This window comes from Lederbergia citrisecunda (genome assembly GCF_018343695.1).
GTDB lineage: Bacteria > Bacillota > Bacilli > Bacillales > Bacillaceae_C > Lederbergia > Lederbergia citrisecunda.
The window spans coordinates 1,349,657-1,364,331 of record NZ_JAGYPJ010000001.1 but is presented as its reverse complement, the minus strand read 5'-3'; the positions used below and the strand labels follow the sequence as shown (position 1 = coordinate 1,364,331).

The following is a 14,675-nucleotide window of genomic DNA, read 5'->3' as shown; positions in this document are numbered from 1 at the left end:
GAGGAATGATTGTGACCATAACATTTAATAAAAAAGAAGAGTGGTTTACTTTTTTTGATGGAAATGGGAACAAGATTGAACGAAAAACAGAAGTTCGCTATGATCCTTTAACTACGGAGACGTCCCGGGTTTTTTATGGACATGGTATAGCTGTGACACCGAAAGAATACACAAATGCTGGAGAGCAAACTGCCGGAAAAAATTGTCCTTTCTGCCCGGAAAATGTCCTTAATATGACGCCAGTATTTCCAAAAGAGATTGCGAGTGAAGGTAGGATTTTTCATGGTAATGCGATTGTTTTCCCTAATCTTTTTCCTTATGGTAAGCATAATGGTGTCGTTATTTTTTCAAATCAACATTATGTTAGGCTAGAGGAATTTACAATTGATATGATAAAAGATGCTTTTATAGCTGCACAAAATTATATTCTTCGTGTTATAGATACAGATGCCGATGCTTCCTTTGTCTCGATTAACTGGAATTTTCTCCCTGATTCTGGTGGCAGTATTCTGCATCCTCATTTACATGTTATATTATCGGAATCACCTACTAACTATCAGGCAAACGTGATGGAAAAGGCAGTTGCGTTTAATAGTGACACTGGTAAGGAATATTTTTCAGAGCTCTACGTGGTAGAAAAAAACTTGAATGAAAGATGGATTGGAGAAAATGGAAATATTGCTTGGATCCATGCTTTTTCTCCAAAAAGTCATAATGACTTTATCGGAATTTTTTCAAATGTTTTCACAGTTCAAGATATTACGGAACAGGATTGGGAAGATTTTGCTAAAGGCTTAATATCCATTTTTCCATCATTATTAGAACAAGGATTTACAAGCTTCAATTTATCATTGCAATTATCCGTAAATCCATTACTTAAGCAACCAATCCATGTACGTCTTATTGCCAGATTTACGATAGGTCAACTTGAAACTAGTGATATGAATTTTTTCCAAACTATACATCAAGAACCTCTTTCTGTATTTCAACCAGAAGATGTATCAAAATTAGCACGAAGACATTTTTAAATGAACCTCCGTCAACAATTACAATTAATTGAAATATGATAGTCGTGAATGATTGATGGAGGTGGAGGTATGGCTGTAGTTAAAGCCAGAGAATCAGATATTGATTTGTTGGCACGCCTTTTAAGAGCGGAAGCAGAAGGGGAAGGAATACAAGGCATGTTAATGGTTGGGAATGTCGGCGTCAACAGGATCAGGGCAAATTGTTCCGACTTTAAAGGTATTCGAACGATTCCTCAAATGATTTATCAGCCTCATGCATTTGAAGCGGTTATACATGGATATTTTTATCAAGGGGCAAGAGAAAAAGAAAGAAGTTTAGCAAGGAAAGCTGTGAACGGTCATAGGCTTTGGCCATCTAAATATAGTTTATGGTATTTTAGACCGGAAGGAGATTGTCCAGCTCAGTGGTATAATCAGCCTTTAGTGGGACGATATAAACTACATTGTTTCTACGAGCCAACCGGCGAAGAATGTGAGAATGTATATAATACGTATTAAACCGCCATTTTAGTGAGCATCGATATCGATGCTTTTTTTTATGCCTTTAGACATATTTATTGGAAGCACTTGTGGATATCCTTAAGTCGGTAGTTTTCGTCTAGTGCAAGCAGCTGACGACTAGTAAACTTCTGTCCTTTTTCCTTCATGCTTTATCCATGGGCAGGACCGAAAGTGGAACATCAACTAAAAGGGCCAGGCGACGGACCCACACCATTTGTCCAGTACGTTGATGAACAGGATATTGTGTTTTTGTTTTAATTTACCAGAAAATTATTATGTTAACAATCCGAATGAATTTCTTTAAGGCGTTTATCGTCTTGCTCTAGTGCTTTTTAACTAGTAAACTACTTGTATTTTCCCCTACAATACAGTGAAGTTATTAAATCGATGGACATTCGAATTCATTTTGTTCGTTTTAAACACTATATTATTTGGTATTTATAGGCATTTATCGTGTCCCGAATATGTACATCCGCATATAAAAGATTAACAAAAATGTTATTGGGGGGGAATTTGCATGAAAATCCGAAAGGCAATTATTCCTGCTGCCGGTCTTGGAACCCGTTTTTTGCCAGCAACAAAAGTTCAGCCTAAAGAAATGCTGCCTATAGTCGATAAACCAACGATCCAATATATTGTAGAAGAAGCAGTAGCTTCAGGTATTGAAGAAATAATCATCATCAATGGCAGAGGTAAACGTTCAATAGAGGATCACTTTGATACATCATATGAATTGGAAGATATCCTATTTAGAAAAAAGAAGTTAACACTTTTAGAGGAAGTACAGAAAATATCTAATTTAGTAAATATTGTGTATGTGCGACAAAAAGAGCCAAAAGGGCTAGGACATGCTATTCTTTGCGCGAAAAGTTTTGTTGAAAATGAGCCTTTTGCTGTTTTACTAGGGGATGATATCGTAGTTTCCGAAACTCCATGCTTAAAACAGATTATAAATGTTTTTGATTATTATAATACCTCAGTTATAGCAGTGCAAAAGGTCTTAGAAAAGGATATAAGCAAATATGGTGTGATTAAACCAAAAGGAAATAATACAGATCCCAATCTGTTTAACATAGATTCATTAGTAGAAAAACCAAAACAGGAAGAAGCTCCGTCTAATTATGCGATTATGGGGAGATATATTTTAAGACCTGAAATATTTGAGATATTAGAAAGGCTTCCAATTAATGACGGCAAAGAATTACAACTTACAGAAGCTATTAATGAACTTAATAAAAATCAGGCAGTTCTAGCCTATAATTTTGAAGGAAATCGTTACGATATTGGGGATAAAATTGGATTTATTAAGGCAACTATTGATTTTGCTATATTAAGAAAAGATATAAGGGATGAGATACTGAAATATATAGCTGAGGTATATATGAAAGAAAAACAAAAGAGAAAGATGAATTGATATGAAAATCTCTATACTAGGTACAGGATATGTCGGACTGTCCACTGGTGTTTGTATGGCAGAAATAGGTCACTATGTAACATGTATTGATATCAATCAGCAAAAAATTAATCAGCTTCGTCAAGGATTTTCTCCTATATATGAACCAAATCTTGAGAATTTACTTCAAAAAAATACAAAAGCAGGAAGATTGACATTTACGACCTCTCATCAAGAAGGATTAGATAGCGCAGAAATCATCATTATAGCTGTTGGAACTCCACAAGGTGAAGATGGCAGTCCCGATTTGTCATATATTATCCAATGCGCGAAAGATATTTCACCTTATTTGACAGATGGAGCGATTGTTGTCATAAAGAGTACAGTTCCGGTTGGAACAAATGAGAACATACAAAAAATAATAATGAATCGTTGCAATAGAGAAAGCACAATAAAAATGGCATCTAACCCCGAGTTTTTAAGGCAAGGTACGGCTATTAATGATACCCTTCACCCAGATAGAATCATTATAGGAGCAAACAAAAAGGAAGTAGCAGAAAAAGTAGGAGAGATGTATCTTCCATTAAACGCTCCAATGATTATGACAAGTATAAGAAGTGCAGAAATGATAAAATACGCCTCTAATGCTTTTTTAGCAACAAAGCTTAGTTATATTAATGAAATTGCAAATTTATGTGAAAAGGTGGGTGCTGATGTAACTGATATCGCTGTGGGTATGGGGGCAGATAAAAGAATTGGAGAGTCTTTTCTACAAGCAGGTATTGGATATGGCGGATCATGTTTTCCAAAGGACGTGAAAGCTTTAGAACTAACAGCTAATCAACATGGTATTCATTTTTCAATGTTAAAAGAAACAATGAGGATTAATAATGAGCAGCAAGTAATTCTTGTGACAAAAGCGAAAAAACGTTTTGGACATTTAAGAGCAAGAAAAATTGCCTTGCTTGGTCTTTCCTTTAAACCAAATACGGATGATATGAGGGACGCACCATCGATAAAAATTGCTAAATCATTAGCAAATGAAGGAGCAGAAGTAATAGCATATGATCCAGTCGCCAATAGTAATGCAAGGAAAATATTAGGAAATACGATTAATTATGCAAGTTCAGTTGAAGACGCTGCAATAGATGCAGATGCTATATTTATCGTTACAGATTGGGATGAAATTAAACACTTAGATGTAAATATATTGAAAAAAATGAGATGGCCCATCATCTTTGATGGAAGAAATTGTTTAGACGAAAACATTATTAATGCACTTGACATTGTTGAATATTATCCCGTTGGGCGACCTTCCATTATACATCCACATCAGCAAACTCATTAATTTTTCCCTTTTTAGACGCTTGCCTTTACACATTTATACCTCATTGAATTAACTATCATGAGTGGTAATATCAAACTATTTTTTATTACAAATTCAACAGAATATAAGTGATAAAACAAGCTAAAAGAATGATCTGAAATCATTCATTTGTTTCTGCTCATTCTTACTTTCTGCCATCCCTTTATTAATGCTGAAAAAGGAGAATTTTATGGATACTAAATTACTGGATGCATGGATTAAGAAAATCAAAGTCCGGAATATAGAAAATAAAGATGTGGAAGTTGTTAATAAATCACCCATGGATTTGATTGGCAAAGGTCGCCAAGGAGCCGTTTTCCAAGTAAGTGATGAGGTTTGTGTAAAAGTATTCGGGAATTCGGAAGACTGTGAACGTGAACACTATGCCTTGTCATTAGGGCAACAATCAGACATTTTTCCTCGCATTTTAGCAAAAGGATCCAATTATATTGCGATGGATTTCATTAAAGGAGTTGATGTTCGAGAATATTTACTATCTCAGCCTTTAACTGAAGCACTTTCAGAGAAATTAATCAAATTGCTTATTACGTTTAAGGAAGTTGGCTTCGAACGGATTGATCATCATAAAAGACAAATTTTCATTCAAGATGATGGAAATTTAAAAGTAATTGATGTTTCTAGGACAGTTTGGCGTGACCGTGTATATCCTTATCCACGCAAGTTATTAACTTCATTAGGTGAAAAGAATAAGGCCTTGTTTATGTCTCATGTTCAAGAATTAGCACCCGAATTATATAAAGAGTGGGTTCATTACATTAGAATGGAAGAAATTTCTCGACAAATTACACAAGCATTTATGGCACAAAAACCTAAGGAAAATAGTTTAGACACGATAAGTTCAGGATTATTAACAACAAACGATGAAAAACAATATGTGATTTTACTTGAGGGCTTATCACATAAAGTTTTTAAAGAAGAATGGATAAAAGCAATGCTTGCTCGAGGATATAATATAGATTCTGTAATGAAAAAAATCGATGAACATTGGGATAAATATGAACAGAGACTGAATGAAAGCTCGAATTCAGACTCAGACATTAGGGATTGGTATGAATATGAATTAATACCGAAAAGAGATCAAAATCGAGACAAATCAATAGTATACTGGCACGATGATGACTGGAAAAAAAGTCAAAAAGAAGAACGTAAAAATAAGAAAAAAGAAGAGAAAATGGATTTGTATGTGAATGAATTTAGACCAAATAAAAGGCGTAACCGCATACAAGAAATAAAATGGAATTAGATCGAGGAAATCAATTTATCAAAAGCTCCCATACAGTACAAATACTCTATACTTCCTAATACATGACAAAACGAAGAGCGAATATATTGTGAGGAGAAAATTAAATGAAAGTACTTGTAATATGGCGTCTACTCACAGTTGGGGGGGTTAATGCGGGGTGGAGAAATCGCGCAATTCATTTTAAAAAACATGGGATTCATACTGAATTTCTATATACAACCGACCACGGTGGTCTCCACATCATGCAGGATGTAGCTCCCGTTTATTTAACAAAAGATGATGAAATAATTATTAATATCATAAAGAAGAACTCTTATGATGCAATTATTGTTGTAGATACGGGTGCTGCATTTAAGTGGATCCAAAAAGCAAAGTATAAAGGTCCTGTTATTGTCGAAGCACGAACACCTGAGCTCATAAAACTCCAACCCCATTTAACAAAGTTTAGACGAATACAACCAAAATCAATTATTGTTCCGTCGGAATATCAAAGGCGATTAGTTTCGATTCTTTCTGATGGGATCCCAATTAATGTCATTTATAACGGAATCGATACTTCATTCTTCCGAGTATTATCTATTGGGGAAATAGATGAAGAAGAGCTGCCTGTATTACCAAATAACAAAAAGATTATCGGGTGGATTGGCAGAGTAGATAAACGAAAGAATTGGCCAATGTTATTAGATATCGCCAAAAAGATTAAAGAAGAAAGAAATGATATTGAAATATGGTTGATTGGCGGAGCACAAAGTGTACAACGTGAAGAATTTGCCTTGAAAAGAGAAGAAGAGCAGCTTACCGATATCGTTAAATGGTTTCCAGTCATTCCTTATCAGAAAATGCCTTCAGTATATGCAAAGATTAGACAATCTGGTGGATGTACACTAGCAACTACAAAAACTGAATCATTTGGTAATACATTTATTGAATCTATGGTATGTGGGGTACCAGTGGTAGCATCAAAGTTAATGCCTATGACTGAATTAGTGATTCAAGAGAAAACAGGATTGCTCTATAAAGAGCGGAGTGTAATAGATGCAGTGAAACAAATATATCGAATATTGGATGATCCTGAATTACATCAAAAGATGTCAGAAGCAGCCAATGACCATGTACGTGATCATTTTTCCATTCAACAAGTGGGGGACCAGTATATTGAGTTGTTAAAAAATATAGTAGTAAACAGTAATGAAAATACAAATGAGTTGAGTGCGTTATGATCAAGCCTCTTGCATACAAAAAAACACTCGAAGGGAAGTCCTGTGCTCATCTAATTACTTTTGACGATGGAAAAGATTACGTCGTTAAATATGTTCAACCAGTTTTTGATAAAGCTTTACCAAATGAGTGGATAGCCTATTGCTTAGGAAGATATCTTGGACTTCCGATTCCGTACTCTAGAATAGTAGAAATACCAAGTGAGTTTTCTACTAATATACCTGAACTTCTACAAATGAGTGATAGTCATCACCACTTTGCATCTCTATATATTCCCGATTGCATCGATGGTCACGAAGCGACTTCCGTTTCTCACATCATCAATAACGATACATTGGCAAGCATCATTTTATTTGATTATTGGCTTCATAATCGAGATCGAACAAGAAAAAATATTTTATTACTCGAAAAAGAACCTCAATCCTATCACTTATGGGCCATTGACCATTCAGAAGTTTTTGGTTCGTACAGTTGGCTCCTCTCCGATCTTGAAATACAACAAGCAGATATAATGAAAAGCGCAACTCATCAATTTATGGCAAAGTATATTGAAGATGAAAACAGTTTTTATGAGCAACTTGAGTTAATACAAACAATCCCTACATTTTTAATAGAAGAAATTGTTTCAGTAATACCTGATGAATGGAATGTAACAAGAGAAGAAAGGAAGGCGATAGTAAGCACATTGGTCGAACGTCGAAAACATATCCTTCCCAACTTGTTACAGAAAGTTATTCACGAAATGTATCGACCAATGCATAAGTAATAGGACTCCATGAGGGGTCTTTTTTAATATAGTTTATTAATTATACTAATATATCGTTAGAATTGGTACAATTAATAGTAGACATTACACTTTTAGTACCTAGTCTTAAATCCGGGCAGCACTTATACGTACAAGTTATGATTAAAAAGGAACAGCCGTGACATAAAACGGCTGCAATTAGTTTTTTATGTGATCGAATCTTCCTTTTGATTTCCAGATAATATATCCATAAATTCCTCACCACTGATCGTTTCTTTTTCGAGAAGGAATTTTGTCAATTCGTGTAATTTATCTATATTTTTCTCTAATATTTTGATCGCATTTTGGTGGCAAGATTTAATGATGTTTAAAACTTCGTCGTCGATTTTAGAAGCTGTTTCTGCTGAAACCAATAGGGAAGTATCTCCTCCTAAGTACGGATTATTGACTGTTTCCAGTGCCATCATATCAAATTCTTCGCTCATACCGAATCTTGTTACCATGGACCTAGCAATTTTAGTCGCTTGTTCAATATCGTTAGATGCACCGGACGTAATGGTTTTAAAAATAATTTCCTCCGCGGCACGTCCTCCCATAAACGTCGTAATTTTATCCAAAGCTTGCTCTTTAGACATTAAGACGGTTTCACGTTCGTCCACTTGCATTGTGTACCCTAGAGCACCTGATGTCCTTGGAATAATCGTTATTTTATGGACAGGGGCAGAGTGGGTTTGTTTCGCTGCAACTAATGCGTGTCCAATTTCATGATAAGCAATCGTTAATTTGTCTTTCATCGAGATTACAGCATTTTTTCTTTGGTAACCTGCAATGACAACCTCGACTGATTCTTCCAAGTCGTTTTGTGTTACTTTATTTCGTCCCAACTTAACCGCCCTAAGTGCTGCTTCATTAATTATATTTGCCAAATCAGCACCCGATGCTCCGGAAGTTGCTCTTGCGATGACGTTAAAGTCGATATGATCCGCTAATTTAACTTTTTTGGCATGAACTTGTAAAATTGCTTCACGTCCTGCTAAATCCGGTAATTCAACTGGAACCCTACGGTCAAATCTTCCGGGTCTGAGAAGTGCTTTGTCAAGCGTTTCAGGTCTATTACTTGCGGCAAGGATAACCACACCTTTATCAGCATCAAAACCATCCATTTCTGTTAAAAGCTGATTTAATGTTTGTTCTCTTTCGTCATTGCCCCCCGATATTCCTGAATTACGACTTTTCCCAATAGCATCTATTTCATCGATAAAAACGATACAAGGAGCCTTTTCCTGTGCCTGTTTAAATAAGTCCCTTACTCTTGCCGCTCCCATACCGACGAACATTTCTACAAATTCAGACCCTGATATGGAGAAGAAGGGGACCTTTGATTCTCCTGCAACAGCTTTCGCTAACAAGGTTTTACCTGTTCCTGGTGGTCCAACTAATAAAGCACCTTTCGGGATATTCGCACCGATCTCTTTATATTTATTAGGATTATGAAGAAAGTCGACAATTTCCTGTAATGCTTCTTTCGCTTCATCTTGACCTGCAACATCGGCAAACGTAATGCCAGTTTGTGCTTCGACATATACTTTGGCTTTACTTTTTCCAAAGGATAGGGCATTGCCTCCACCCATAATTCGATTTTGCATTTTTTTCGCAAACCATTGACCGATCGCTATAAAGATTATAAGTGGGAGTATCCAAGATAAAATAAAGCTGAGTACCGGCGAGGTTTCCTTCGGTATAACTTTAGAAAATTGAACGTTTGCATTATGCAATCTGTCTACTAATTTAGGGTCATTTATCGCTCCCGTTTTATAATACTTAGATTCAGACGTATCAAATGGTTGAAAAACTATTTCATTATTTTCAATTTCTACTTTTTCTACTTTACCTTCCTCAACCATTGTTAAAAATGTACCATAATCAACCTCTTTAATAGAGTAATTATAGATAGCTGGTAAAATAAATGAATTAAGAAGCAGTATTACAAGAATCGTGATTCCATAGTAAAAAATAAGTGGTTTCTTGGGTGGTTTTATTTCTTTCATTTAACATCCTCCCAGATGGTTACTTTTAATATGTTCTCCAACTTAAATGTAAATCATTAATTCAAAAGCCGCCTAATCCTGAAAGAATTAGGCTATCATAACATTACTCATCAATATAAGGTGTGTCTCTTAACGCAGCCCAAAATGCAAGACCAATCGATAATGCCAACACAATAAATGGTGCAGCAAATATAAAGAAATTAGTCACGAAAAACATCTCTCCTTATGGGTGATAATCTGATTTTCCTTCCACGTATTTTTTATCAAATAAAAACAACCGTAATAACAAATACAATGATGGAATCAACAAGCACAGACCTGCGATAAAAGCAGCGACAAGAGAGATAGCCATCGCTTTGTTTGTGAATCCGTCATAAATAGTTAAATGCGGGTAAAGCAAGTAAGGATAATGTGAAAATCCGTATGCATAAAAAGCAAGAGCAAACTGTCCTGCAAGTAACCCGAATGCACGTCCATAATATTTTCGATTCCAGATAAGATAAACCGTACCGATAAACATCAAAAAGGAAAGAGCGAACATCCACCATAAATCAAGTATTCGTCCATAATGTTCAGGATTATGGAACCGCAGTTCAACAATAATTCCACCCGCTGTTACAATCGTTGGAAACGCCCAAAGTAAAGCGTATTTTCTCATAAGTTCAGTTGCTTTTTTATCTTTTGCTTTATGGGCATACCATGTTAAAAATACAGCTGAAATATATAAAACAGCAGTGAGACTTAGAACGAAGATACTCCATGTTAATGGGCTGGAAAATAGAGTCCAATAATCAAGGACGGGGTTTCCGTCAACTATTGAAACAAATCCGCCTTCAGAAATCGTTAATACGATGGATAATGATGCTGGTATAAACAACCCAGATAATCCATACATAAAAGCATATCCTTTATGTCCTTTAGATCCATATGTTTCAAATGCATAATACGACCCTCGAATGGCTAATAGTAAAATCGAGATACTCGCAGGTACAAGAAGAATCGTACCGTAATAAAATGCAGTTTTTGGAAAAAATCCGACCACTCCAACGAAAAAGAAGACAAGAAATACGTTCGTCACTTCCCAAACTGGTGATAAATATCGTTGTATGATATTCGTTAATATATGTTTTTTACCTGTGTAAACACTGTAAGCGTTGAAAAAACCTGCTCCGAAATCAACAGAAGCAACAATCACATATCCAAATAGGAAAGTCCAAAGAACTAATATCCCTAGGATCTCTAAATTCATCTTGGATCACCGCCTTTTTCTACTGCCCGATCTTCTAATTCACGTTCGACTGGATTTTTTCGAAACATCCTGCTTAATATAACGATTGTACCGATAGCTAAGATGACATATAATCCAGCGAATAACACGAGCATGAGGTCCACTTGATTACTTGAGGTAGCTCCATCAGCGGTTTTCATCAAGCCTCTAAGTACCCACGGTTGTCTACCAACTTCTGCCATCCACCAACCTGCTTCAATCGCGAGGATGGAAAGGGGACCACCCAACACAACGAGCCATCTAAACCACTTCGTATGAATAATTCGCCATCTTCTCTTCAAGCCTACCCAAAAGACAAACGATAATACAACCATCCATACTCCAATCGTTACCATCGTATCGAATAGATAATGAATATAAAGTGGAGGGATTTCATCTTCTGGAAACTTATCCAATCCAAGTACTTCAGCAGTTGGATCACTATGTGCCAATACACTTAGTGCAAAAGGAAGTTTGATCGCATACTTGACCTCGCCATCCTCCAATTTTCCGTACAATATTAATGGTGCTTTTCCTTCAGTATCAAAATGCCATTCAGCCGCAGCTAATTTTTCTGGCTGATACTCCGCTAAATACTTTCCTGAAAAATCACCAATAACAGCTGCAGCAATTGAAAATATAAGACCGAGCTTCATTGTTAATGACAAAGCTTTTTTATGATAAATATGATTGGAACCTCTTAGCAATCGAAAAGCAGCAATAGATGCAAGGACAAAAGCGGCAGTCATATATGCAGTAACGACGACGTGCGCTACTTTTGTAGGCATGGCAGGGTTGAACATAGCCACTATAGGATTAATATTTACGAGTTGGCCGTCTACGAGTTCAAAACCTTGAGGAGCATTCATAAATGCATTGACCATCGTTATAAAGATCGCAGAAAAAGATGCCCCAACGGCTACCGGAATAAGCAATAGTAAATGTTTTTTCTGATTTTCAAAACGATCCCACGTATAAAGATAAATTCCTAAAAAAATGGCTTCAAAGAAAAAAGCAAATGTCTCCATGAAAAGAGGTAGGGCAATGACGTTCCCTGCAAGCTCCATAAAATTTGGCCATAATAAGGATAACTGTAAACCAATGGCCGTACCTGTCACGACCCCAACGGCAACAGTAATAACAAAACCGCGTGTCCATCTTCTCGCGAGTAGAATATAGTGTTCATCATTCTTTTTAATGCCCACCCATTGAGCAATCATGATCATGAGTGGAACCCCAACACCAATTGTGGCATATATGATATGAAAAGAAAGCGTTAGTTCCGTTAAAATCCGGCTGAAAAAAAGTGCTTCTTCATTTACCAATGAAATTCTCCTCCTTTAACCAAAGATTCTCCCAAGTATGGAAACAAACATGATTGCCGCTACGACGAACGCTAGCCACATAAGCCCTTTTTCATGTTTTTTATACATATTTCAAAGCTCCTTATATAAAAATTTAATGCCGATAATCTCTCCATTTATTTATCATACCCGTTTTAAAAATCGTATGTACTTAGAAAGTATGACAAATTATTAATATATTCCAGTCTATATTGTGAACATTATCACATGGAAAAATAAATATCCAATGTAATGAAACAAAACGTAAAAACTTTCGTCAAAGATAATGGATAACAAAATAATCGAGGTGCAAACATGAAAAAAATGATAGGTTTTACAGGAATGATTGCTATTATACTTTTTACACTTATTGGATGTAGTAATGGAGTAAACAATGCTGGGGCTGCTGATGTTTCATTAGAAGAAATCGTCAATAGTATAAAAGAAAAGATTGCTGAAGATTTAAAAGCAGAAGGGGTTGACGACGCTCTAAAAGATGGTGTTTTACAAACATACATAGAAAGTGACCTTGTCAAAAAAGACGCAAATAATCCTAATAGCGAATTTTTAATGGAAAAATTGAATATTGACCCAAATAATATCGAAGAAGGCTATGTCATCGCTGCCATGATGAATATAAATTCTGATGAAATCATTTTGCTAAAAGCAAAAGATGATTCGAAAGTGGATGAATTGATTGATGTACTGAAAAAAGAAAAGGAAGCGCAAGTCACTACTTGGGAACAATATTTACCTGATCAGTACGACAAAGTGAAAAATAATATTATTAAAGTAAAAGGCTCTTATTTAATTTATATTACGTATGCACATCCTGAAAAATTGGAAGAAGTATTTGATAAAAAGCTTAAATGATTTCGTTTCATCTAATGAAAATTTATTATAAGTCTTTTATTGTCAGCTTTGATGTTATCGACTAGGAATTAGTAAACGTCTTGTCCTCTTCCGTTAGATAAGTCAACATCGATTCGTTCTGTTGAACGAATCGTGTTTTCTTTATCTCAGGTAAGAACATTGGCTAAGACCGACACTGAGTGGGTTGTATGTCGATGTGCAAGGCGTTTTCGCTCTAATTAGGATGTGTTTAAATGGTTTTTAGCAGCTTAGTATTTCTTTTTGTCTTTTTACCTATTACATTATTAATCTATTATTTAAGTCCAAAGAAATTGAAAAATGTGCTCCTTCTCATACTAAGTTTGATTTTTTATGCTTGGGGGGAGCCTGTTTATATTTTGTTGATGCTTTTTTCAGCCGTGACAGATTATATTCATGGCTTATTAATTGCAAAGTTTAAGGGAAAGTATTTGTCGAAGATCTTTCTTCTATCGTCATTAATAATAAATATCGGAGTACTTTCCTTTTTTAAATATGCGGATTTCTTTATAGAAAATCTAAATCTATTATTGGGAGCAAATTTAGAACTTCTTGATTTGCCGCTACCAATCGGAATCTCCTTTTACACGTTTCAAACGATGAGCTATACGATTGATGTATATAGAGGTAAGGTGCTGCCGCAAAAAAATCCAATTGCCTTGGCGATGTATATTTGTTTATTCCCACAGCTTATCGCAGGACCGATAGTTCGTTATGAATCAATTGAAAAAGAGTTGATTCATCGTCGTATTTCTTTACAGCAATTTGCTGATGGTGTCCGTTTATTTGTGATTGGACTAGGGAAAAAAGTATTACTTGCCAATAATGTTGGTATACTTTGGAACGATATAGAAGGTCGAAGCTTATCAGAGCTGACTGTAGTTTCGTCATGGCTCGGTATCCTAGCATTTGCACTACAAATATATTTTGATTTTAGTGGATATTCAGACATGGCAAGAGGACTGGGGAAAATGTTTGGCTTTAATTTTCCTGTTAATTTTCAATATCCATACATTTCTAAAACCATCACAGAATTTTGGCGGAGATGGCATATGACACTAGGTGGCTGGTTTAGAGACTACGTATATATCCCGCTTGGGGGAAGCCGAGAAGGGAAGGTTAAACTATATCGTAATTTGTTCATTGTTTGGGGATTGACTGGTTTCTGGCACGGAGCAAGCTGGAATTTTATTGTGTGGGGACTCTATTTCGGAATTTTGATTGCTTTAGAAAGAGCGGGTCTAAGTACATTCTTAGCAAGATTTCATCCAGTTGTTCAGCATCTATATTTCATCTTTTTCATCTTAATTGGGTGGGTTTTATTTGTGTTTGAGGATCTAATGGCAGGGTTTCAATATCTAAATATTATGTTTGGACTATCTAGTAATGCGATTATAAATGAGCAAACGTTATACGAGCTTTACACGAATGGAGTCTTGTTCATTGTTGCCATCATTGCAGCATTGCCAATTATGAATCTATTCAAAAATAGAAAAGTTAATTCATTCATCTCGCCGTTCATATACTTCGCCATTCTGATACTTTCGATAGCTTTTCTAGTGAATGCATCATATAATCCATTTTTGTATTTTCGTTTTTAATGAGGGAAAA

General features: G+C 35.6%; 13 protein-coding genes. 9 read left to right on the top strand and 4 right to left on the bottom strand.

What is annotated here, in order from left to right; genetic code table 11:
* Positions 1 to 5: 5 nt before the first annotated feature.
* From KHA93_RS06805 to KHA93_RS06775, 7 genes are all read left to right on the top strand, one after another.
* Positions 6 to 1,028, top strand: coding sequence for a hypothetical protein (locus KHA93_RS06805; protein WP_213110044.1), 1,023 nt, complete (start codon positions 6 to 8; stop codon positions 1,026 to 1,028).
* Between the two features lie 69 nt (positions 1,029 to 1,097).
* Positions 1,098 to 1,526: a cell wall hydrolase gene (locus tag KHA93_RS06800; protein ID WP_213110043.1), complete on the top strand. Its 429-nt coding sequence runs from the start codon at positions 1,098 to 1,100 to the stop codon at positions 1,524 to 1,526.
* 520 nt (positions 1,527 to 2,046) lie between these two features.
* A complete protein-coding gene (gene galU / locus KHA93_RS06795) occupies positions 2,047 to 2,943 on the top strand; it encodes a UTP--glucose-1-phosphate uridylyltransferase GalU (RefSeq protein ID WP_213110042.1) in 897 nt (298 codons plus the stop codon).
* A gap of 1 nt (position 2,944) precedes the next feature.
* Positions 2,945 to 4,270, top strand: coding sequence for a UDP-glucose dehydrogenase family protein (locus KHA93_RS06790; protein WP_213110041.1), 1,326 nt, complete (start codon positions 2,945 to 2,947; stop codon positions 4,268 to 4,270).
* Positions 4,271 to 4,478: 208 nt separating this feature from the next.
* On the top strand, positions 4,479 to 5,552 hold the full coding sequence (locus KHA93_RS06785) for an RIO2 family protein (protein WP_213110040.1): 1,074 nt from the start codon (positions 4,479 to 4,481) through the stop codon (positions 5,550 to 5,552).
* Between the two features lie 104 nt (positions 5,553 to 5,656).
* A complete protein-coding gene (locus KHA93_RS06780) occupies positions 5,657 to 6,772 on the top strand; it encodes a glycosyltransferase family 4 protein (RefSeq protein WP_213110039.1) in 1,116 nt (371 codons plus the stop codon).
* Positions 6,769 to 7,536: a HipA family kinase gene (locus KHA93_RS06775; protein WP_213110038.1), complete on the top strand. Its 768-nt coding sequence runs from the start codon at positions 6,769 to 6,771 to the stop codon at positions 7,534 to 7,536. The genes KHA93_RS06780 and KHA93_RS06775 overlap by 4 nt, the downstream gene beginning before the upstream one ends.
* Before the next feature lie 185 nt (positions 7,537 to 7,721).
* On the opposite strand, the gene ftsH is transcribed toward KHA93_RS06775, so the two are convergent.
* The 4 genes from ftsH to KHA93_RS06760 all read right to left on the bottom strand — a co-directional run bounded on the left by ftsH (position 7,722) and on the right by KHA93_RS06760 (position 12,155).
* Positions 7,722 to 9,563, bottom strand: coding sequence for an ATP-dependent zinc metalloprotease FtsH (gene ftsH / locus KHA93_RS06770; protein WP_213110037.1), 1,842 nt, complete (start codon positions 9,561 to 9,563; stop codon positions 7,722 to 7,724).
* A gap of 103 nt (positions 9,564 to 9,666) precedes the next feature.
* Positions 9,667 to 9,771 (bottom strand): cytochrome bd oxidase small subunit CydS family protein, encoded by a 105-nt coding sequence (cydS, locus tag KHA93_RS23835; RefSeq protein WP_432806306.1) that lies wholly within the window; start codon positions 9,769 to 9,771, stop codon positions 9,667 to 9,669.
* Between the two features lie 15 nt (positions 9,772 to 9,786).
* The gene (locus tag KHA93_RS06765; protein WP_213110036.1) at positions 9,787 to 10,812 is read right to left on the bottom strand and encodes a cytochrome d ubiquinol oxidase subunit II; all 1,026 of its coding nucleotides are present in this window, start codon (positions 10,810 to 10,812) and stop codon (positions 9,787 to 9,789) included.
* The gene (locus tag KHA93_RS06760) at positions 10,809 to 12,155 is read right to left on the bottom strand and encodes a cytochrome ubiquinol oxidase subunit I (protein WP_213110035.1); all 1,347 of its coding nucleotides are present in this window, start codon (positions 12,153 to 12,155) and stop codon (positions 10,809 to 10,811) included. The genes KHA93_RS06765 and KHA93_RS06760 overlap by 4 nt, the downstream gene beginning before the upstream one ends.
* Before the next feature lie 333 nt (positions 12,156 to 12,488).
* Here KHA93_RS06760 and KHA93_RS06755 point away from each other — a divergent pair, with 333 nt between their 5' ends.
* Both KHA93_RS06755 and KHA93_RS06750 read left to right on the top strand, forming a co-directional pair.
* The gene (locus KHA93_RS06755; protein ID WP_213110034.1) at positions 12,489 to 13,046 is read left to right on the top strand and encodes a DUF4358 domain-containing protein; all 558 of its coding nucleotides are present in this window, start codon (positions 12,489 to 12,491) and stop codon (positions 13,044 to 13,046) included.
* Between the two features lie 233 nt (positions 13,047 to 13,279).
* The gene (locus KHA93_RS06750; RefSeq protein WP_213110033.1) at positions 13,280 to 14,665 is read left to right on the top strand and encodes an MBOAT family O-acyltransferase; all 1,386 of its coding nucleotides are present in this window, start codon (positions 13,280 to 13,282) and stop codon (positions 14,663 to 14,665) included.
* The last annotated feature ends 10 nt before the right edge of the window (positions 14,666 to 14,675 follow it).

Excerpts from the sequence above, each read along its gene's own strand:
- KHA93_RS06805 (WP_213110044.1), top strand. The coding sequence starts at position 6 with ATGATTGTGACCATAACATTTAATAAAAAAGAAGAGTGGTTTACTTTT.
- KHA93_RS06800 (WP_213110043.1), top strand. The coding sequence starts at position 1,098 with ATGGCTGTAGTTAAAGCCAGAGAATCAGATATTGATTTGTTGGCACGC.
- galU (WP_213110042.1), top strand. The coding sequence starts at position 2,047 with ATGAAAATCCGAAAGGCAATTATTCCTGCTGCCGGTCTTGGAACCCGT.
- KHA93_RS06790 (WP_213110041.1), top strand. The coding sequence starts at position 2,945 with ATGAAAATCTCTATACTAGGTACAGGATATGTCGGACTGTCCACTGGT.
- KHA93_RS06785 (WP_213110040.1), top strand. The coding sequence starts at position 4,479 with ATGGATACTAAATTACTGGATGCATGGATTAAGAAAATCAAAGTCCGG.
- KHA93_RS06780 (WP_213110039.1), top strand. The coding sequence starts at position 5,657 with ATGAAAGTACTTGTAATATGGCGTCTACTCACAGTTGGGGGGGTTAAT.
- KHA93_RS06775 (WP_213110038.1), top strand. The coding sequence starts at position 6,769 with ATGATCAAGCCTCTTGCATACAAAAAAACACTCGAAGGGAAGTCCTGT.
- ftsH (WP_213110037.1), bottom strand. The coding sequence starts at position 9,563 with ATGAAAGAAATAAAACCACCCAAGAAACCACTTATTTTTTACTATGGA.
- KHA93_RS06765 (WP_213110036.1), bottom strand. The coding sequence starts at position 10,812 with ATGAATTTAGAGATCCTAGGGATATTAGTTCTTTGGACTTTCCTATTT.
- KHA93_RS06755 (WP_213110034.1), top strand. The coding sequence starts at position 12,489 with ATGAAAAAAATGATAGGTTTTACAGGAATGATTGCTATTATACTTTTT.
- KHA93_RS06750 (WP_213110033.1), top strand. The coding sequence starts at position 13,280 with ATGGTTTTTAGCAGCTTAGTATTTCTTTTTGTCTTTTTACCTATTACA.